Source organism: Corynebacterium sp. HMSC068G04, assembly GCF_001814885.1.
Lineage (GTDB): Bacteria > Actinomycetota > Actinomycetes > Mycobacteriales > Mycobacteriaceae > Corynebacterium > Corynebacterium hiratae.
In genome coordinates this window covers 122131-140915 of sequence record NZ_KV818328.1, presented here as the reverse complement: position 1 = coordinate 140915, position 18785 = coordinate 122131, and the positions used below count along the sequence as shown (strand labels likewise).

19 protein-coding genes are annotated in these 18785 nt (G+C 59.4%); 8 read left to right on the top strand and 11 right to left on the bottom strand.

Annotated features, from left to right (window positions below):
* Positions 1–17: 17 nt before the first annotated feature.
* The 3 genes from HMPREF2993_RS06840 to HMPREF2993_RS06830 all read left to right on the top strand — a co-directional run bounded on the left by HMPREF2993_RS06840 (position 18) and on the right by HMPREF2993_RS06830 (position 3996).
* Entirely contained in the window at positions 18–1418 is a 1401-nt protein-coding gene (locus HMPREF2993_RS06840) for a class II fumarate hydratase (protein WP_046648340.1), read from the top strand.
* A 386-nt stretch (positions 1419–1804) separates the two neighbouring features.
* Positions 1805–2428 (top strand): TetR/AcrR family transcriptional regulator, encoded by a 624-nt coding sequence (locus HMPREF2993_RS06835; protein ID WP_070701636.1) that lies wholly within the window; start codon positions 1805–1807, stop codon positions 2426–2428.
* A complete protein-coding gene (locus HMPREF2993_RS06830; protein ID WP_046648338.1) occupies positions 2422–3996 on the top strand; it encodes an MDR family MFS transporter in 1575 nt (524 codons plus the stop codon). The genes HMPREF2993_RS06835 and HMPREF2993_RS06830 overlap by 7 nt, the downstream gene beginning before the upstream one ends.
* Positions 3997–4074: 78 nt before the next feature.
* On the opposite strand, the gene HMPREF2993_RS06825 is transcribed toward HMPREF2993_RS06830, so the two are convergent.
* The 5 genes from HMPREF2993_RS06825 to HMPREF2993_RS06805 form a co-directional block, all read right to left on the bottom strand.
* Entirely contained in the window at positions 4075–5208 is a 1134-nt protein-coding gene (locus HMPREF2993_RS06825) for a hypothetical protein (protein ID WP_070701634.1), read from the bottom strand.
* Between the two features lie 81 nt (positions 5209–5289).
* Positions 5290–5865 carry a GNAT family N-acetyltransferase gene (locus HMPREF2993_RS06820; protein ID WP_046648337.1) on the bottom strand — a complete coding sequence of 192 codons (576 nt, stop codon included), beginning with the start codon at positions 5863–5865 and terminating at the stop codon, positions 5290–5292.
* A gap of 71 nt (positions 5866–5936) precedes the next feature.
* Positions 5937–7295 (bottom strand): PhoH family protein, encoded by a 1359-nt coding sequence (locus HMPREF2993_RS06815; RefSeq protein ID WP_046648336.1) that lies wholly within the window; start codon positions 7293–7295, stop codon positions 5937–5939.
* A 297-nt stretch (positions 7296–7592) separates the two neighbouring features.
* Positions 7593–8234: an LGFP repeat-containing protein gene (locus HMPREF2993_RS06810; protein ID WP_046648335.1), complete on the bottom strand. Its 642-nt coding sequence runs from the start codon at positions 8232–8234 to the stop codon at positions 7593–7595.
* A 127-nt stretch (positions 8235–8361) separates the two neighbouring features.
* The gene (locus HMPREF2993_RS06805) at positions 8362–9063 is read right to left on the bottom strand and encodes a LysR family transcriptional regulator substrate-binding protein (protein ID WP_049155514.1); all 702 of its coding nucleotides are present in this window, start codon (positions 9061–9063) and stop codon (positions 8362–8364) included.
* Positions 9064–9161: 98 nt separating this feature from the next.
* Between HMPREF2993_RS06805 and HMPREF2993_RS06800 the strand changes: the two genes are divergently transcribed.
* Entirely contained in the window at positions 9162–9482 is a 321-nt protein-coding gene (locus HMPREF2993_RS06800; protein ID WP_102233844.1) for a DUF5997 family protein, read from the top strand.
* Here the strand turns inward: HMPREF2993_RS06800 and glyA are convergent.
* The gene (gene glyA / locus HMPREF2993_RS06795) at positions 9479–10780 is read right to left on the bottom strand and encodes a serine hydroxymethyltransferase (RefSeq protein ID WP_049155515.1); all 1302 of its coding nucleotides are present in this window, start codon (positions 10778–10780) and stop codon (positions 9479–9481) included. The two genes, HMPREF2993_RS06800 and glyA, sit on opposite strands and share 4 nt — an antisense overlap.
* 196 nt (positions 10781–10976) lie before the next feature.
* On the opposite strand from glyA, the gene coaA reads away from it, so the two are divergent.
* Positions 10977–11903: a type I pantothenate kinase gene (gene coaA, locus HMPREF2993_RS06790; RefSeq protein ID WP_046648333.1), complete on the top strand. Its 927-nt coding sequence runs from the start codon at positions 10977–10979 to the stop codon at positions 11901–11903.
* Between the two features lie 14 nt (positions 11904–11917).
* Here coaA and HMPREF2993_RS06785 read toward each other — a convergent pair whose 3' ends face one another.
* From HMPREF2993_RS06785 to mca, 3 genes are read right to left on the bottom strand one after another with little or no spacing between them, the layout of a single operon-like run.
* A complete protein-coding gene (locus HMPREF2993_RS06785) occupies positions 11918–12688 on the bottom strand; it encodes an isoprenyl transferase (RefSeq protein ID WP_046648332.1) in 771 nt (256 codons plus the stop codon).
* A gap of 21 nt (positions 12689–12709) precedes the next feature.
* A complete protein-coding gene (locus HMPREF2993_RS06780; RefSeq protein WP_046648331.1) occupies positions 12710–13003 on the bottom strand; it encodes a hypothetical protein in 294 nt (97 codons plus the stop codon).
* Between the two features lie 3 nt (positions 13004–13006).
* Positions 13007–13897, bottom strand: coding sequence for a mycothiol conjugate amidase Mca (mca, locus tag HMPREF2993_RS06775; RefSeq protein ID WP_070701683.1), 891 nt, complete (start codon positions 13895–13897; stop codon positions 13007–13009).
* A gap of 92 nt (positions 13898–13989) precedes the next feature.
* Between mca and HMPREF2993_RS06770 the strand changes: the two genes are divergently transcribed.
* The 3 genes from HMPREF2993_RS06770 (at position 13990) to HMPREF2993_RS06760 (ending at position 15411) form a co-directional block, all read left to right on the top strand.
* Positions 13990–14481 (top strand): DUF4307 domain-containing protein, encoded by a 492-nt coding sequence (locus HMPREF2993_RS06770; RefSeq protein ID WP_070701632.1) that lies wholly within the window; start codon positions 13990–13992, stop codon positions 14479–14481.
* A 117-nt stretch (positions 14482–14598) separates the two neighbouring features.
* Positions 14599–15120, top strand: a complete 522-nt coding sequence (gene greA / locus HMPREF2993_RS06765; RefSeq protein WP_046648329.1) for a transcription elongation factor GreA — start codon at positions 14599–14601, stop codon at positions 15118–15120.
* Between the two features lie 48 nt (positions 15121–15168).
* The gene (locus tag HMPREF2993_RS06760; RefSeq protein WP_070517584.1) at positions 15169–15411 is read left to right on the top strand and encodes a hypothetical protein; all 243 of its coding nucleotides are present in this window, start codon (positions 15169–15171) and stop codon (positions 15409–15411) included.
* A gap of 95 nt (positions 15412–15506) precedes the next feature.
* Here the strand turns inward: HMPREF2993_RS06760 and HMPREF2993_RS06755 are convergent, their stop codons facing one another.
* The gene (locus HMPREF2993_RS06755) at positions 15507–17381 is read right to left on the bottom strand and encodes a hypothetical protein (protein WP_246822386.1); all 1875 of its coding nucleotides are present in this window, start codon (positions 17379–17381) and stop codon (positions 15507–15509) included.
* 14 nt (positions 17382–17395) lie between these two features.
* Positions 17396–17932, bottom strand: a complete 537-nt coding sequence (locus HMPREF2993_RS14035; protein WP_210401554.1) for a DUF3558 family protein — start codon at positions 17930–17932, stop codon at positions 17396–17398.
* Positions 17933–18785: the final 853 nt, after the last annotated feature.

Here is an 18785-nt window from a genome sequence, read left to right as displayed (position 1 = left end):
ACAGAAAAGGTGAATTCATGACTGAATACCGCATTGAACACGACACCATGGGCGAGGTAAAGGTTCCGGTCGACGCCCTGTGGCGTGCCCAGACCCAGCGCGCCGTGGAGAACTTCCCGATCTCCGGCCGCGGCCTCGAAGATGCTCAGATCCGCGCACTCGGCCTCCTCAAGGCTGCCTGCGCCCAGGTAAACAAGGACTCCGGCAAGCTCGATGCGGAGAAGGCTGACGCCATCATCGCCGCCGCCACCGAGATCGCAGAGGGTAAGCACAATGACGCTTTCCCGATTGACGTCTTCCAGACCGGCTCCGGCACCTCCTCCAACATGAACACCAACGAGGTCATCGCCTCCATCGCCCACAACAATGGCGTGGAGATCCACCCGAATGACCACGTGAACATGGGCCAGTCCTCCAACGACACCTTCCCCACCGCAACCCACGTTGCGGCAACTGAGGCTGCCGTCAATGACCTCATCCCGGGCCTCAAGGTGCTCCACGACTCTCTTCTGGCCAAGGCCAAGGAATTCGCTGACGTGGTCAAGTCCGGCCGTACCCACCTGATGGACGCCACCCCGATCACCCTGGGCCAGGAGTTCGGCGGCTACGCTCGCCAGATCGAGCTTGGCATCGAGCGCGTTGAGGCCACCCTGCCACGCTTGGGTGAACTGGCTATCGGCGGCACCGCTACCGGTACCGGCCTGAACACCGACGCTGAGTTTGGCGGCAAGGTCACCGAGGAGCTCAAGAAGCTCACCGGCATTGACCAGCTCTCCGAGGCCAAGAACCACTTCGAGGCCCAGGCTGCCCGCGATGCCCTCGTCGAGTTCTCCGGCGCCATGCGCACCGTGGCTATCTCCCTCAACAAGATTGCCAACGACATTCGTATGATGGGCTCCGGCCCGCTGACCGGACTTGCGGAGATCCACCTCCCGGATCTGCAGCCGGGCTCCTCCATCATGCCGGGTAAGGTCAACCCAGTTCTGAGCGAGGCCGCCACCATGGTGGTCAGCCAGGTCATCGGTAACGACGCCGCTGTTGCTTTCGGCGGCTCCAACGGCCACTTCGAGCTCAACGTCTACATCCCGATGATGGCCCGCAACGTCCTCGAGTCCTCCCGCCTGCTGGCAAATGTCTCCCGCGTCTTCGCCGAGAAGTGCATCGACGGCATCGAGGCCAACGAGGAGCGCATGAAGAAGTTTGCGGAGTCCTCCACCTCCATCGTGACTCCGCTGAACTCCAAGATCGGCTACGAGAACGCCGCCAAGGCAGCTAAGCACGCGCTGAACGAGAAGATCACCGTCCGCGAGGCAGTCATCGACCTCGGCTTCGTCGACGGCGAGAACCTCACCGAGGAGGAGCTCGATGAGCGCCTCAACGTTCTCACCATGACCAACCGCGACCGCGACAACTTCTAAGCTCGCTTTCGCCCACGCCGCCGCCCTCCTTCGGGAGGGCGGCTTCGCCGTTTTCCCGTCCACCCCGCTGGGCCAACAACAGGGTCGGGGTAGCCAAACTGCCCGATCTGCCTAAGTTATAGCCTCTGATTCAAGATCTAGCAATAACTTCGTCAACTAGGGCAGTTTTAGGCTTGAGAGTTTCTTTCCTAGCCATCACTTCGCGCCCTTCGCGCTCACGGCGAGCCTTAACCAGCCACAGCCCACGCTGCCGGTGGACGCGAAGGATGGGGTTGCTGTTCTTATCTCCTTTCCTGTGCGCTGCGCCATAAAGATCGTCCCGCCATCATGAGAATCACCAGCATTGCACTTGGTGCAAACTTGCACCGAGTGTAGGATTGCACTCTGTGCAAGAAGAATTGTCATTACGCGAGCAAAAACGCCTAAAAACTCGCCTACGTATAGAGGATGCTGCCACCCTCTTGGTAGACGAGCACGGCTTTGCTGCAGTCACGGTGGAGGAGATTTGTGAGAAGGCCGGTATTTCCCGGCGTACTTTCTTTAATTATTTCGATTCCAAGGACTCAGCTGTCTTGGGCAACCCCAGCCAAGAATTTTCCCAGGAGCAGAAGAGCTATTTGCTCGAAACCCCCACGGAGAACCTCTTCAAGCTGGCCGTAGACCTCATCAAGGAACACCTCATTGGACAGCACGCCAACAGGGAGATTGCTGAGCGACGCCGCCGTATCTCCCGCGATGCGGACGCAGCGGCGGCGTCCTTAAGTAGAAAGCGTGCCAAGTCCAACGAAGTCCTTGAGCTACTCACCCAGCGGCTGGAGAAGGAGCCAGCGTTAAAGACCATGCCGGATGTCTCCCCGCACACGGAGGCACTCCTCATTGCTGTCACCATCCGTGAGGCTTTCTGGTTGGCCACCACCTCCCCAGACTTCAGCTGCGACATCCCCTTTGAGCAGCGCTTTGATTCCGCACTCATGCTCATCAACAACTATTCGAAAGGACTTTCATGGTAGCTACCGCGAAACCGTCGGCGTCCCACGCTGACAACGGCAAGCCGGAAAACAACCTTGCCCTCGTCTTCTCTGCTCTCGTGCTCACCATGTTGATGAGCTCCCTGGGGCAGATGATCTTCGCTTCCGCCCTGCCCACCATCGTCGGCGAGCTCGGCGGCGTCGACCACATGAGCTGGGTTATCTCCGCCTTCCTGGTCACCATGACCATCGCTATGCCCATCTCCGGCAAGCTCGGTGACATGATGGGCCGCAAGTGGCTCTACATCGGCGGCATTGCCACCTTCGTCATCGGTTCCGCCGTGGGCGGCTTCGCCAACTCTATGAACCTGCTCATCATCGGCCGCGCGATTCAGGGCTTCGGCGCTGGATTCATGATGATTTCCTCCCAGTCCATCATTGCGGAGGTCACCACGGCACGTGAGCGCGGCAAGTTCATGGGCATCATGGGCGGCGTTTTCGGCCTGTCCTCCGTCCTCGGCCCAGTCCTCGGTGGCTGGTTCACTGATGGTCCCGGCTGGCGCTGGGGCCTGTGGATGAATATCCCCCTCGGTCTTCTCGCCATGACCGTTTGTGTGCTCGTTCTGCACCTGCGCGTTGGTGATACTGACTTGCGCAAGTTTGATGCCTTGGGCGCCACGTTCATTGCCATCACGACCGCCTCGCTCATCCTTATGACCACGTGGGGCGGCACCCAGTACGAGTGGTCGGATCCCGTCATTCTCACCTTGGCCGTCATCGTTGTGATCGGTGCTGTCATCACGGTCTTCGTCGAGAAGCGGGCCAAGGAGCCTTTGATCCCAGTTCTGCTGTTTAAGAACCGCAACATGGTGCTCACGACGGCCGCCGGCATGGTGCTGGGCCTGGCTATGTTCGGTGTGCTGGGCTACATGCCGACCTACCTGCAGATGGTGCATACCCTGACGCCGACCAAGGCGGGCCTCATGATGATCCCGATGATGCTCGGCATGATCGGCACTTCTACAACAGTGGGATTCATCATCGCCCGAACCGGCCACTACAAGCGCTACCCCATCATCGGTCTCGCCATTACGGCAGGCGCGCTGTTCTGGATGTCGAAGCTGACTGTGGATACCTCCCTGACTCAACTTGGCGCTGAGTTCCTCGTCTTCGGCATCGGCCTCGGCTTCGTTATGCAGGTGCTCGTTCTCATCGTTCAGAACTCCTTCCCCGTGGCGCTGGTGGGCACCGCAACGGCGGCCAACAACTTCTTCCGCCAGATCGGTTCAGCTATGGGTGCCTCCTTGGTGGGTTCGCTGTTCATCCACAACATGAAGGATGAGTTGGCCGCCAACATGCCTGCCGCCATTGCTTCCATGGGCAAGGCTGGCGCGCCCTTTGCGGAAAAGTTCAGCGCTGAGGGCGGCGGTTCCTCTAGCCTGACCCCGTCGATGGTGGCTCAGCTTCCGGACCCCATCCGCGACGTCATCCTCAACGCCTACAATGACGGCCTCACCCCGGTCATCCTGCTCATGGTCCCGATGGCGATCATCGCTCTCCTGCTCATCCTGCCGGTGCGGGAGGAGCACCTCAAGGAGACCATCGACTAGGCGGTCGGTCCCCGCTCAACAACAAGAAATCCTCGCTACGAACAATGACGTAGCGAGGATTGTTTCATGCCCAAGTACTTAGCGCAGAATTCCCAACTGGCGTGCCACCTGGGCAGCTACACCAATGAGCGCAAGCACGCCGGCAATGATGCCCACGATGGTTCCAGCATCCGCACCACCGGAGCTTAGGTTTCCAGCAAGAGACTTCTTGGTCACCTGCACACTCTTGGTGACTTGGTTGTCCGACAACTGGGGCTGACCATTGCGCACCACATAGGTGTTAAAGGTGACGGTCGCGGTTCCCTCCGACTTAGCCTCGTAGGTACCGTCCTCGTTGACTTTAAGAACCTCAGGATCGCTTGAGCTTGGCGACGCCCCCGGCACCCCTAGCTTCGCTCCCCAGAATCCATCGATGCTCAAGCCCAGGCTGCCTTGGCTTCCCACCGAGGTGCCTCCAGTCGTCATCAGTTCGGTATCATTGACTGCACTTTCCGGCACAGCGATGGGGAATGCGTGGCGGCCGGTGATGCGAGCGGGTTCACCCGGCATATCGCGATTGGAGAAGAAGCCTGCGGTGACCTTTCCTACCTGTGCCTGAGCAAAAGTTACGTGAACGGGATCAATGATCGAGTAGAAGTGGCCATTCTGTGGATTCCTTTGTCCGTTTGCACGAACAAGCTGTTCCCACTCACTGGAGCCTTGGTTGCTATCCGTCGACCACGATGCAATAGCGCCCGGCATGTCTGCCGTGGTGAGATTTTCTCCGGCCAACAGATTATCGATGACCCCAAAGGCCCCTACCCCAGGGAGCCGCTCGTGGTTGAAATCCAAATTCTCCTCCGCAGCGCGCTGCAAAACCGCGTGCTCAAGGCCACGATCCCAAGAAATCGCATTCATATACTCTTCACGGGTGTGATAGCCCGCAGCGGCAGCTGCCTGCTGCAGCGTTGCACCGTCGAAGGGAAGATTCGCATCCCAAGCCTTACCGCGCAGCTGACGAACTTGGCGGGTAACCAAGTCAATGTCGGATTGCATGACCGGCTCGGCAAAGACATATGCCAGAGCGCCATCGGGATAGTTAACGTTGAGCTCTGCTACAGGAACGGAGCCAGCAGGTGGAAACTCAGCAGCCGTGGCAACGGGCGCTACAAAAGCACCGGTCGACACGGCTACGGCGGTAGAAAGGGCAAGCACAGAGGTGCGGAAAGACATGATTCGCCTTCGATAGAGAGTGGATGAGAACAGGTTCTATTCTATCCCCACTCCTGCCCTGATATTAGAAAAGTGAGATAATTACTTCCTCTTCTCGTTGGCTGCTGCCTTCTTTTCCTCCGGCTTAGGCAGAAGCAACTCGTATACATCGGTATCGCGCCACTGGCCTGCGAGCTCCCCGTAGGTCATCTTTGCCATGTGGGAGTAGGTGCCCACCTTGACGAAGCCGCGGGACTTGTGCAGCCCGGCAGAACCTTCGTTCTCCGGGAAGATCCATGAGTGAATGGCCCACTTGTGCAGGTCACGGCAGACCTCGATGAGCTGATCTAGCAAGGCGCCGCCAATACCGCGGCCCTGGGCCTCTTTGCTCAGGTAAATGGAATCCTCCACCACGCCGTGGAACACGGTGCGGGTAGACGCCTGCGCAGCGCAGACCCAGCCGAGAACCTTCGAGTCATCGTCCGCCTCCACCGCAACGAAGACTGACGACATGATCTTGACGTTCTTAAACTCCTCAAAGGTCAGCGACCGGGTCTCGTAGGTAGCGTGGCCGGTGTTGAGGCCCTGCTCGTAGATTTCGCGCATTTGCGGGTAGTCCGCCGCAGTGAATGGACGGATGCGGAAATCCTTCTTCTTGTCTTTCGCGTTGTCGCTCATAGGACAATTATTACTGAGCACGCACGACCAATGCCAAGCAGACCCCTACAAGATCGCCATTCGCGAACGAGTTAGTTCTCACCTTCCAGCAAATCGGTGACAAGTTCCGCAATGGCAGAGCGCTCAGAGCGCTGCAACGTGATGTGAGCGAAGAGCTCATGCCCTTTGAGCTTTTCAATGACTGCCTGCACACCGTCATGCCGGCCCACGCGCAGGTTATCTCGCTGCGCCACGTCATGGGTCAGCACCACGCGCGATCCGCGCCCCAAGCGAGACAAGACAGTCAGCAACACGTTGCGCTCCAACGACTGGGCCTCATCGACGATGACGAAGGAATCGTGCAGGCTGCGGCCGCGAATATGGGTCAGCGGGAGAACTTCCAAGAGGCCTCGGTCTTGGACTTCATCCATGACGTTTTCCGATACGAGACCCTCCAACGTGTCGTAGACCGCCTGCGCCCACGGGTTCATCTTCTCACTCTCGGAGCCAGGCAGGTATCCCAGGGACTGCCCACCCACCGCATACATTGGCCGGAAGACCACGATACGGCGGTGTTCGCCACGCTCCAGCACAGCTTCTAGACCGGCACACAAGGCCAGTGCAGACTTACCGGTACCTGCACGGCCTCCAATGGACATGATACCCACGGAAGGATCCAGTAACAGGTCCAAAGCTACCCGCTGCTCAGCCGAGCGCCCCTGGAGACCAAAGACATTCGCATCACCGCGTACCAAGCGCACTGCGCCCTCGGCCGTCATGCGGCCCAGCGCTGACTGCCCGCCTGCCTGCAGCGTCACGCCACAGTGCACCGGAAGGTCCTCGACGCGGGTGCCGGCGGTGGTCACTGAGCCGTCGATAAGCACCTCGCCTTCCCCATAGAGCTCATCGATGACCTCCGCGGTGGTCTGCACCGTAGCCATACCGGTGTATCCCGTGAGCACAACGTCCTGAGCGTGGTACTCATCTGCCTGCAGGCCCACGGCGCCCGCCTTAACGCGCAGCGGAACATCCTTGGTCACCAGGACGGTGTCCTTGCCCTCGTGCTGCAGGTTGAGCGCGCAGGCCAGGATTCGGTGGTCTCCCTCCGGCCCACGGAAGGCCGCTGGCAGCAAGGACTGATCCTGGTGATTCAGCTCCACGCGCAGCGTTCCGCCCGCGGCGTTGACGGGAAGAGGCTGATCCAGCGCCTCATAGGTGGCGCGGAGGTCCTCCAAAAAGCGAAGAGCTTGGCGGGCGAACCAGCCAAGCTCCGGGTGATGACGTTTTCCTTCCAACTCAGAGATAACGACGATGGGCAGCACCACATCGTGCTCTGCGAATTTACGCAACGCCCAAGGGTCGGAGAGAAGGACGGAGGTATCGATGACATAGGTCTTGGTAACCACAGCGGCCTCGTGCGGCTGCTCGGTCAGGACGGAAGGATTGGTCATAGCGGCAGGGTTCTCCCTTGTTATGCCCGCCCCAACTCAACGACCTGGGTGGGCATGGTGAAGCTGGTGGTTTTTCGAACTGTCCGGACGTCCCTGTGAACCTCCGGACACCGTCCACGCTAGAGAGCAAAGGTTGAAATTACATGGGTGCAAGATGAACAGTATTAAAACGACAATCCCCAGAGCCACACCATCCCCACCAGTCGGCTCGCTCCCTCACAAACCACAAAGAAATGCTCCGCACTGGTTTTACAGTGCGGAGCATTTCTTAGAAAGCTGGCTCTATTGTGAGCCCTCTTAGTTAATGGTGGCCTCGTACTCGCCGGACTCACCCTGCATCCAGGAAATGGTGCCGTTGGCGAATTCCTGTACCCAGCCGTTGCCCTCAGCCTTCTCCGGGGCGGTCGGCAGACCAACCTTGCTGTCCAAGCCGCCTTCCTCGGTCCAAGTCTCAGCGATCTTGCCGATGATCGGCTGGGAGCCATCTCCCTCGCTGAATGCCAGCAGCTTGTCCTTGGCGAAGGTAGCAACGCTACCGGCATCGGTGGACTCGATGGACTCCGGATCGCCCCACTCGGCGGCCTTGTCCTTGATGGCCTGCGCAAAGTCGGCAGGGACCTCTACATCACCGTTAGCGGTGGAGACGCTCTCCTTATCACCCTCGGCACCCTCAGAATCAGCGGAACCCGAATCGGAAGACTCCGCCTCAGAGGAGTCAGCGCCCTCGGAATCGGAAGCCTCAGCGGACTCGGAGTCCTTCATGGAGTCCTTAGCCTCATTAGCAGCGGAACCGGCAGCATCGGTAGCATCGGACGCGGCGGACTGTGCAGCGTCGCCAGCATCCTTAGCGGCGTCCTCAGCATCGGAGCAGGCAACGACACCCAGGGAAAGGGTCGCAGCGGCGATACCAGCAGCGAAACGACGAGTCATCTTCTTCATTATCTAAACCTTTCTCTTTTGTTGAGCACTGTTCTAAGTACTTTTGTTGAGAACAAAGTCCACCGTAGGCTCGGCCGCGGCCGCCCCGCCACCGATGCACCTATGATTTGACAACAAAGAGCCTTCCTTATCTACGTTTCCGCTGCTGAGACCCCCTATATCTTTTCGATAACGGTTTGGAAATCGAGCCCTTGTGAGACTTTCCTTGCGACTTTCTGCGTGCTTGTTTAGCCTTTGCTTTGTCACGGGCACTGCGCTTCTCAGCAACATTGCGGGAAGAATTCCGCGTCCTTCCCTTCGCCACGCCGACGAAATCCTGAATCTCGTCACCATCGTCTGCTCGGCGCCACACCAAAGCGATCTCCGTGCGCGCAACAGTGGGATCCTCCAAGCCCAGTGCCACGACTTGCTTCTTGCTGAGCACCTTCAGCAGCGGTCGAGGTGCGATGGCCACGCCCACGTTGGCTGCCACAACTTGGAGAGCGGTACGCAGGGCAGGGACGTCGACGCTGCCATCCTGCGCAATCCGGTAATTCACGATCTCTTCGGCGACATCCTCCGGTGTAATGTCCTCCCCTACCTCGGCGTACACGGAATCCTTCGGAACTGCGATCCCAGGCGCTTCCTCGTACAGCCGAACCACATGGAAGCTGTCATCGACCCGTAGATCTGGCAGGCGGGTCAGAGCAAGGTCAGCTTCCTGGGCAAGAAGAGCCGCCATCGCATCATCGGCGTCGGCGGTCACCAGGGACTCGAGAGAATGCGAGTCACGGTAGCGGCGAAACCATTTACCGGGTTCTGTACCAGTGCAAAAGACAAGGCGGAGCATGCACCTCATACTACGGTGCTGCTAGCGTGGTGAGCGTGACTGATACCCCGAATAATGAAACCCCAGCCAACGAAACCCAGCAGCCTTCCGGTACCGCCATGCGCGCGCAAACCGCGGCTAAGAAGCTGGGCATCTACCTGCCGGCCGCCCCGGAGGAGTTTCAAGCCAATGCAGTAACGCACGCGCAATTGCGCGACTTGCAGGAGAACCCGCCGGAGTGGCTGGCCACCCTGCGCCGCGAGGGCCCGCACCCGCGCCCGGTGGTGGCACAGAAGCTGGGCATTTCCGTGACCGCGCTGAAGAAGAACGACATGGATCGCCCTCTCACCACCGCAGAAATCAAAGAGCTCCTCAGCGCAATGCCCGAGTGGCTCGAGGCCGCCCGGAAAGCTCACGCCGAGGAGCGTTCGGAAGCTTAGACCAGCTTCCAGTCCTCAAGGCCGTCGTACAGCGGGAAGTCCGCGGCGACCTTCTCCACGCGGGCGCGCAGCTTGGCGACGTCCGCGTTCTTGCCATTTGCCAGCGCGGTACCGATGACATCCGCCACCTCGGTGAAGGCCGCCGTGTCAAGACCGCGGGTGGCCAGGGCCGGGGTGCCAATGCGCAGGCCGGAGGTGACCATCGGCGGGCGCGGATCGTTCGGAACCGCGTTGCGGTTCACGGTGATGCCCACCTCGTGGAGGAGGTCCTCTGCCTGCTGGCCATCGAGCTCGGAGTTGCGCAGGTCCGCTAGGACGAGGTGCACGTCGGTGCCGCCGGTGAGGACGTCGACGCCCGCCTTGGTGCAATCCTCAGCGGTCAGACGCTCAGCCAGAATGCGAGCGCCCTCCAGGGTGCGCTCCTGGCGCTCCTTGAACTCCTCGGTGGCCGCAATCTTGAGAGCAATAGCCTTCGCCGCGATGACGTGCATGAGCGGACCACCCTGCTGGCCCGGGAAGACGTTGGAATTGATCTTCTTGGCAAAGTCCTGCTTGGCCAAGATAATTCCGGAGCGCGGGCCACCAAGCGTCTTGTGCACGGTGGAAGACACAACATCGGAGTGCGGCACCGGGGAGGGGTGCAGACCGGCGGCCACGAGGCCCGCGAAGTGCGCCATATCCGTCCACAGGTAGGCGCCGACCTCATCGGCGATGGAGCGGAAGGCCTCAAAGTCGATGGTCCGCGGGTAGGCGGACCAACCAGCAATGATCACCTGCGGCTTCTCAGCCAGAGCCTGCTCGCGGACCTTGTCCATGTCGAGGCGCATGGTCTCCGGGTCAACCTCATACGCGGCAACGTCGTAAAGCTTGCCGGAGAAGTTCAGCTTCATACCGTGGGTCAGGTGGCCGCCATGCGCCAAGGACAGGCCCATGATCTTGTCACCCGGCTGGATCAACGACGCCAGCACCGCAGCGTTGGCCTGGGCACCGGAGTGCGGCTGGACGTTGGCAAATTCGGCGTCGAAAAGCGCCTTGGCACGATCGCGAGCCAGGTCCTCCACGACATCAACGTGCTCGCAGCCGCCGTAGTAGCGGCGCCCCGGGTAGCCCTCTGCGTACTTGTTGGTGAGAACAGAACCCTGCGCCTGCAGAACGGCGCGGGGGACGAAGTTCTCCGAAGCAATCATCTCGAGGGTATCGCGCTGACGAGCGATCTCACCAGAAATAGCATCGAAGACCTCGGGGTCAAGATCTCGCATCTCCTGGTAGCGCACGTCTGAATTGTTCGTAGTCGTCATGAAAGCGTGGTGTCCCTTCCTACAGATGGTCAAAATAGCCAGCAGCGCCCGCTCGCAGCACAACACCACCGGCTTTAGAAATCGCCGAAGCTAGTTCTACATCCTAACGCCCCTATCCCCCGCGCGGGGGCCTCTAAGAATCTTTTCATTCGGGGCAATTGCACGAGGCGCCGGATGCAGTGCGACAATAGTCGGCATGGCGCGAATGACCGATGCGAGCCCGTACCTCGATTTTGACCGCGATACGTGGCGTGCCCTGCGTAAATCCATGCCACAGGTGTTGACGGCCACCGAGGTGGAAAAACTCCGTGGTATTGGTGACCGCATCGATCTCACCGAGGTGGCGGAAGTCTATCTGCCGCTATCCCGTCTCATTCACATGCAGGTGGAGGCCCGCCAGAAACTCACCGCCGCCACCGAGGCCTTTTTGGGTAACCCACCGACGCACGTGCCTTTCGTCATCGGCGTCGCCGGCTCCGTCGCCGTGGGCAAATCGACGACGGCGCGCTTGCTCCAAGTGCTCTTGGAACGCTGGGATTCCCACCCGAAGGTCGACCTCGTCACCACCGATGGTTTCCTCTACCCCACCGCCTACCTCAAAGAGCACGGGCTAATGCAGCGCAAGGGCTATCCGGAGTCTTATGACCGCCGCGCGCTCATGCGATTTGTTACCGACGTTAAATCCGGCAAACCACTGGTTACCGCACCGCTGTATTCGCACGTCTCCTATGACATCGTCCCCGATGAATTCCAAGAGGTCCGGCAACCGGACATCCTCATCTTGGAAGGCCTCAACGTCCTGCAGACCGGGCCAACCCTCATGGTGTCAGATCTCTTTGACTTCTCTGTCTACGTCGATGCCCGCGTGGACGACATTGAGAAGTGGTACATCGACCGCTTCCTCAAGCTCCGGCACACTGCCTTCCGCGAGCCGGGCGCGCACTTCGCTTCCTTCGCGGACATGACGGATGAGGAAGCCTACGCGCAGGCACGTGAGATCTGGCAGTCCATCAACCTGCCCAACCTCATTGAGAATATTTTGCCCACCCGGGTGCGCGCTTCCCTGGTCCTGCGCAAAGGTTCACACCATTTGGTGGAACAGGTCAGGATGCGCAAGCTCTAGGCGGCGTAACCCGGCTAGCGCCCAAAGCGGCGCGAGCGCTGAGAATAGTCGCGCAAGGCACGCAGGAAATCCACCCGGCGAAATGCTGGCCAGTAGGTATCCGTGAACCAAATCTCGGAATAGGCTGCCTGCCACAGAAGGAACCCGGACAGCCGCTGCTCACCGGAAGTGCGGATGACGAGGTCGGGGTCCGGCAACCCTTTGGTGTACAGGTTGCCCGTGATGGCCTCCGCCGTCACGTTCTCCGCGATTTCTTCAGCGCTCAGTCCCTTGCGTGCTTCACTGCGGATCAGGTTCTGCACGGCATCCACAATTTCTTGGCGCCCGCCGTAGCCCACCGCGATATTGACGATGACACCTTGGTGATCCTCGGTAGCCTCAGCCGCACTCTGCATCTTGGCTGTGACCTGTTCGGGGAGCAGATCTAAGTGACCGACGAGGCGGATCTGACAATCCAAGTCACCCTGGGAGAGGTGCGTGACGACATCCGAGATGATGTCGAAGAGCAACTGCACTTCCTGCTCGCTGCGTTTCAAGTTTTCCGTCGACAGCAAGTAGATAGTGACGACTTCAATGTCGGTGCCCTGGCACCACGAAATCATCTCACTGATCTTCCGCGCGCCTTGCCGGTGGCCGTGGCTGATATCCGTAAAGCCCGCCTCGCGCGCCCAGCGGCGATTGCCATCCGCCATGATTGCCACGTGGCGTGGTTGCGGTTTGTTTTTAATCTCACGCGTTAGGCGCGCCTCATACAGGGGGTATAGGAGCTGGCTTAGGAACTTCACGGTGGGGAAACGTCCTCTGCGTTAAAAGATGGACTTCTTGCTGTTATCGAGGATGCCGGCTTCCTTCATTGCCGCATCGACCGCCTCATCATCAAAAGGATCGATGCCATGATCCTGCGCGAACATGGTGCGGCGGCGGAAGCGCGAATAGCGGCGGTGAAAGTTCCAGCCTGCAAAAAGGACGGCCACTCCCATGAGAACGAGGATCAGCAAACCAATGGGCGAGGCCTTACCGAACTCCGGTCCCACCGGGCCGCTTTGGCTCCCTTGGGCGAGCAGGGCGACGTCATGCGCCGCAAAGTACAAAGCGTTCATACTTTAAGATTCCCCTACTTCCGGGATTCCCGCAAATAGGTCGTCCTCTGGCAGTGAGGACGAGACACGGGTCTTGGCCAACTCGAACTCCTCCGTTGGCCAATGCTCCTGCTGCACGGCGACGGGCGTAGCGAGGAAAGCACCAGCCGGATCGATTTGGGTGGCGTGCGCGCGCAGGGCGTCCTCCCGGTTTTGGAAGTAATCCGCGCACTCTACCTGCGTGGTCACGCGCGCCATGATGTCACCAAAAGCGGTGTCCCAGCGCGCCAGCATTGGCTCATAGGGGCTAATCTTTCCCTCTTCTACAAGGAGGTCGTGAAAGATCTTCATTCTCTGGTACACGAAACCGTGCGTGTAGTAGAGCTTCTGCGGCTCCCACGACTCTCCCAATTCTGGGTGGTAGGCGGCATCGCCCGCCTTCTCCCACGCCAACATAGAAGCACGGTAGACCATGAGGTGATCCGGGTGCGGGTAGCCGCCGTTTTCGTCATAAGTAATGATGACCTGGGGGCGGAACTCCCGAATGATCTCCACGAGTTCTTGGGCCACATCATCATCTTCTTTGAGAGCAAAGCAGCCCTCAGGCAGCAGGTCCTTGATATTGGGGGCCAGCGGATCACCCGGAAGGCCTGAGTCCACGTGCCCGAGCCACCGGTGCTGTACTCCCAAGGCGGCGGCGGCCTTCGCCATTTCTTCACGACGAATACTGCCCATGTTCTCGAGGACGCCGGGGCGGTCCATGGCTGGGTTAATAATGTCGCCCCGCTCACCGCCGGTGCAGGTCACGACGAGGACTTCCGCTCCCTCCGCGGCATACTTCGCGGTCGTCGCAGCACCCTTCGAGGATTCATCGTCAGGGTGCGCGTGAATAGCCAAAAGGCGCTTTGTGCTCACTGGGTGATACATCTCCCTACATCGCTTCTTTAAACAGAGGCCCAGTCTAGTGGATAGTAACTTCGTAGCGACCGTTGGATAGAATCAGACTCATGTCTGACGCCCATCCTGCTTCTCGCTCCGCACGCGCACGGTCTCGCTACGGTTCCTCGTCCTCCTCTGCTCGCACGGGGAAATCCTGGACCAATCGGGCCCTAGTCCTGATTTTCCTGGGCATGCTGGTGGCGGCCGTCGTCTTTGGCGTGCAGTACGTGCGCAGCCAACAGAAAATTAACGCGGACATCTCCTATGTCACCCACGAGATTCTTTCCGACGATACCGCCCGCGTGTGGGTAGACATCACCCGCAACCGCGTGGAAGAGCCTGCCTATTGCATCGTGCAGGCTTTTGACTATTCCAAGGCAGAGGTGGGCCGCCGCGAAATTGCCGTGCCGGCTGGCGGCGAGGCCGCCCAGCGCGTCGCCGTGGACATCCCTACCAATCACCCTGCCGTCGCCGGTGGCGTCTACGGCTGCTCCGGAAATATCCCCTCCTACCTCGATACCAGCACCATGGATTCTGCGGGTGAGGCAAACGCCGAGTAAAAGCCCAGCTATGCTAGTATGTTGAGCGTTCTGAATGGGCCCCGCCACCTGCGCTTTTAGGCCCAGTCTTTAAGAAATAAAACCGTTCATCAGGAACCGTCAACGGAAGGTTGCACTATGGCTGAGCAGCAGAAGCAGTACATCACCCCGGAAACCAAGGCCAAGCTCGAGGCCGAGCTGCAGGCCCTCATCGACCACCGCCCGGTCGTCGCCGCGGAGATTAATGAGCGCCGCGAGGAGGGTGACCTAAAGGAGAACGCGGGTTACGACGCCGCCCGCGAAATGCAGGACCAGGAAGAGGCCCGCATCAAGCAGATCTCCGAGGTTCTGGCTAACTCCACCACCGAGCGCACCGCCGTCCAGGAAGGCGTCGCCCACATCGGTTCCGTCGTCCACGTCTACTACAACGGTGACAAGGAAGACCGCGAGACCTTCCTTATCGGTACCCGCGCTGCGGCATCGGATAACAAGGATCTGGAGACCTACTCCGAGCAGTCCCCGTTGGGTGCTGCCCTCCTGGGTGCTGCTGAGGGCGAAACCCGCGAGTACACCGCGCCGAACGGCAAGACCTTGTCGGTGACCGTGGTCTCCGCGGCGCCTTATGATTCCGCAAAGGCCGCAACTCCGCGCAAGTCCTAATTTATACTGCTCTTAGGTCATCGTTTTTCTGAGAAAGAGTTTTATCACATGAAGAAGTTCACTCGTTTCGCTGCCGCTGGTCTGGTTGTCTCCGCTGGACTCACCCTGGCCGCTTGCCACCCGCCGAGCGAGCAGGATTCCACTAAGAAGGTCGACACTGGCGCCACCTTCACCGGTGAGGCCCCGGGAGCTGGTGCATCCGAGTCCACCGCAGCAACGGCTGAGACTGAAGCCACGGCTGAGACCGAGGTTGCTCCGGCCGAGTACACCACCGCTCCGGTTCAGCAGTAGACTCACCGTCAGCTTAGAGCGAAAGCGGCGTCCCGATATTCGGGCGCCGCTTTCAGCGTTATGAGGTTATGAGAAAATCCCTCACCCCCAGTCCCCTAGTTTTCTTCCCGGGCCCACTCGCCGATGACCCCGGGTAGCACCGCGGGCGCTTCACCGAGGAGATCTCGGCGGTTCGGATCGCGCTCAACCTGCGTTGTGACGGATTTGATCCTCTTTTCGCTTTCACCGCCGCGGGCTGCGCCGCCCATCATGGGCATCATCCGCATCCCCGCGCCGCGGGTTTGTCCGCCGCCAGCCTTCGCGGCGCCCGCTCCCCCAGCGGCACCTACGACACTGTTTGTACCGCCAGCGTTACCGACACCACCGGCGCTGCCGGCGCCGACGCCGCCAACACCACCAGTGCCGCCGATCACTCCGCCTCCGGCCATACTGCCTCCGCTTAGCGACGCCCTTCCGTCCCTCTTCAGTCCAGTCCCCGCTACGGCCCCGGGTAGGCCACCGATAACCGGATGCGTACCCGTCTGCGGTCCACCGGGCGCAGTACCGAAGCCGCCCAGCCCCGCCGCGGCGGTCGTCGGATTCGCCGACATCTCCGGCAACCGGCCCAGCCCCCGGCCGCCGAGTCCAGCGACACCCCCAGGCAGCGCATTGCTGCGCGTATTCGCAAGCCCAACGGCACCTAGTCCCTGCCCACCGACACCGCTGCCTAGGCCTCCTAGCCCGCTCAAACCAGCACCAATGTTCGGCGCGCCAATCTGAGTTGCCGACGTCCCCGGAATACCAGCATGAGACGGGTTCAGTGTTCCTACGCCTGCGCTCGCGGCCGACGTGTTCACGTCCGCCGCACTAACGGGTGCCAACGAATCTCCGAAACCCAACTCGCTGAGGATCGTGCGTCCACGATCATGCAATGCGCTATGAAACTTCGCGATGTCACCAGCATCCATTCCAACGCTTTCAAGCCCCTGGATTTCACCGTCTGCAACGCCGAAGGAACCTGGCCCGACGGCGCCGCTTTCCATCGCCTCAGCAATCTGCTGCGGCCAGGCAACGCCTTCCGTAGTGTAGCGGGATCCATCACCTGCGACCGCGCCGAATTGGGTACTGACATCCCCACCACCGCTGGGTGGTGCCGCATCCATGAGCGCGTGCTGATAGGGCATGGCGGCAATAACCTGCTGTTGAAGCACGCCCTGCATATATCCCAACGCTGCCTGTTCTGCGGCCTCGCGTGCGACGGGATCTGGAATTGCTGCTACCTCGAAGGCCAAGGCGATTGCCTCTGGCTGCACATTCATTAGCTGCGCTTGGAAGCCGAACAGCTTTTGTTGCATGACCTCGGCATTGGCAATGAAGTGTGTGCCCGCCTTCGCAACTTCACGAATCTTCTGGGCCGCTCGCGTGGTGGCTTCGCTATCATTCTCCTCCTCCAACGACGCGGCCGAGTTTTCCAGCCCCGCTACGATATCGGCGACTTCTCCACTCAAGGCTCCCCACCGCGCATTCGCTTCCGAGACATCCCAGAAACGGGTGCTGAACAAGTTGGATGCCAGTCCCATGATTGATGCACCGGTGTCAACGATCGGAACCGTAAACCCAAATGGGCTGTATCCCGGATCTGGTTGCGACACGATCGGCATCGCCTCCGCCGCGCCCCCGCCACCGGCGTCTGCGACATCCAGCCCTCTGCTGTTGAGTTCATCCTGTGATTCGAAGCCGGCAAGCTCGGTCTGAAGCGCCTCCCCAAGCCAAGAAACCTGTCCTCTAAACCCTTCCAAAGAATTACGCGCCGACCCCGGGTCCGTTGCCAGCACGCGTTGGTGGATTGCGCCGACTTCGCTTAAGCCAGTAACTGGAGAGAATCCTCCGTCAAGAGGTGACGTCGCTTTTCCCCCTAAAGCATCGAGTCGTCTGGAAAGCCGATCGACGTTGTGGACCTCTAGCCGCATATTTTGTTTATCAATAAGCATTGTCTGCCCCTTATCTACATAAGATTTACAAGTATTTCTTCCGCTTTTTCGCACTGCTCAGTTTTATTCGGAGAATGAGTGAGAAGACTATAGGTAGCAGTGATAAGTCCGCGCTCAGTCGAAAGATTTACCGAACACATAGACTGCCGCGAATATGGATCATCAAACGCAACAACCGGGATGTACTTCCCCCTATAAATCACCGCCCTCCCCTGGGCTTCTTCTACCTGCGCAGTCCCAGTGTCGCTACTGGCTATAGTGACTACCCCCTCAGTCTCGCCAGATTGATGCTTGAATGAACAAAAGACGGTGTCACTCTCTCGAAATTCTTCTCCCACTATCCGAGAGATCGCAGCTCGCTCCAATGCCGACTCAGGTACCTCTTGGCAAGGATCAAACAGCTGAAAGCCAGGCTCCGTACGATCAAATTCACCAAGTGGCGGTAGTACCCCACCGCCCGCACGAGACTCACTGCTTGAAGCTTGAGACTCTCGCACCTTCGTGGCGGTGGCTTCAGCGACCCCCGAGTCCACTGAGCCACCGCCGGACATGTCGCCAGAAAAGTTGCTAAAGCCCCCCGAGTTATTACCATTGTCGCGAGCACTAAGGCCCAGCGGAGCTGCACAGTTTGAAAGCACCCCTATACAAACCGCCACCAACGCAAGGCCCCCGATTCGCTTCATGGTTTCCCTTCAACCAACTTTTCTGACTATCAGAAGCCTCTCGCCAGAGCCAAGCTCAGCGAACGGCTTCTGCGACCAGAATGCACGAGAATGCGCAATATGTCGCGCCAACCCCACATAGCCCATTTTCAATGGGTTGCAAATAATGATGTATTAGATGCGAGTAATAAAAGGTTCATAAATAGGTGCTGGTCGTCGCCTGTAAGAATTGTGGGTGCGCGCCGTGAGACTCTTGTGCCTGCGCTGCCGATTATGACCATGCAGGTGCCCCCTAATTACAACACTGTTAACATTCGTTCGTCGTTTTTCACCCTGCAGGCACGACCCCATCGCGTGTTTCGGAAGTATGGACCAGATTCATCCTCACAGCAGTTCACAAAACCACCTATGACCTTGCATAAATTCCGCAGAGTAGGGTGACAAGCAATCGCAGAAAGTGAATCCAGGCCACACGCCGTACTGCTGTCAAAGGTCACTCCGGAACACCGTGGACGGGATTCTTCATCCGTTTTTTGACTTGGGCGATCGAACATTTCTCCCAAGACAACGGTATCTTCTCGCCGATTTGCACTTTTTGCAAGGCTCGTTTCTTTCCTCTTCACGCCCCGCCGTATGTGGTGAGAAATTGCCAATTGAGGCACACAAATAATCGCAAGACCCCTGGCACACGTGTACTAACAATGGGGAAGGCACTCTTCTCATGCCTAGGACATCGCCACCT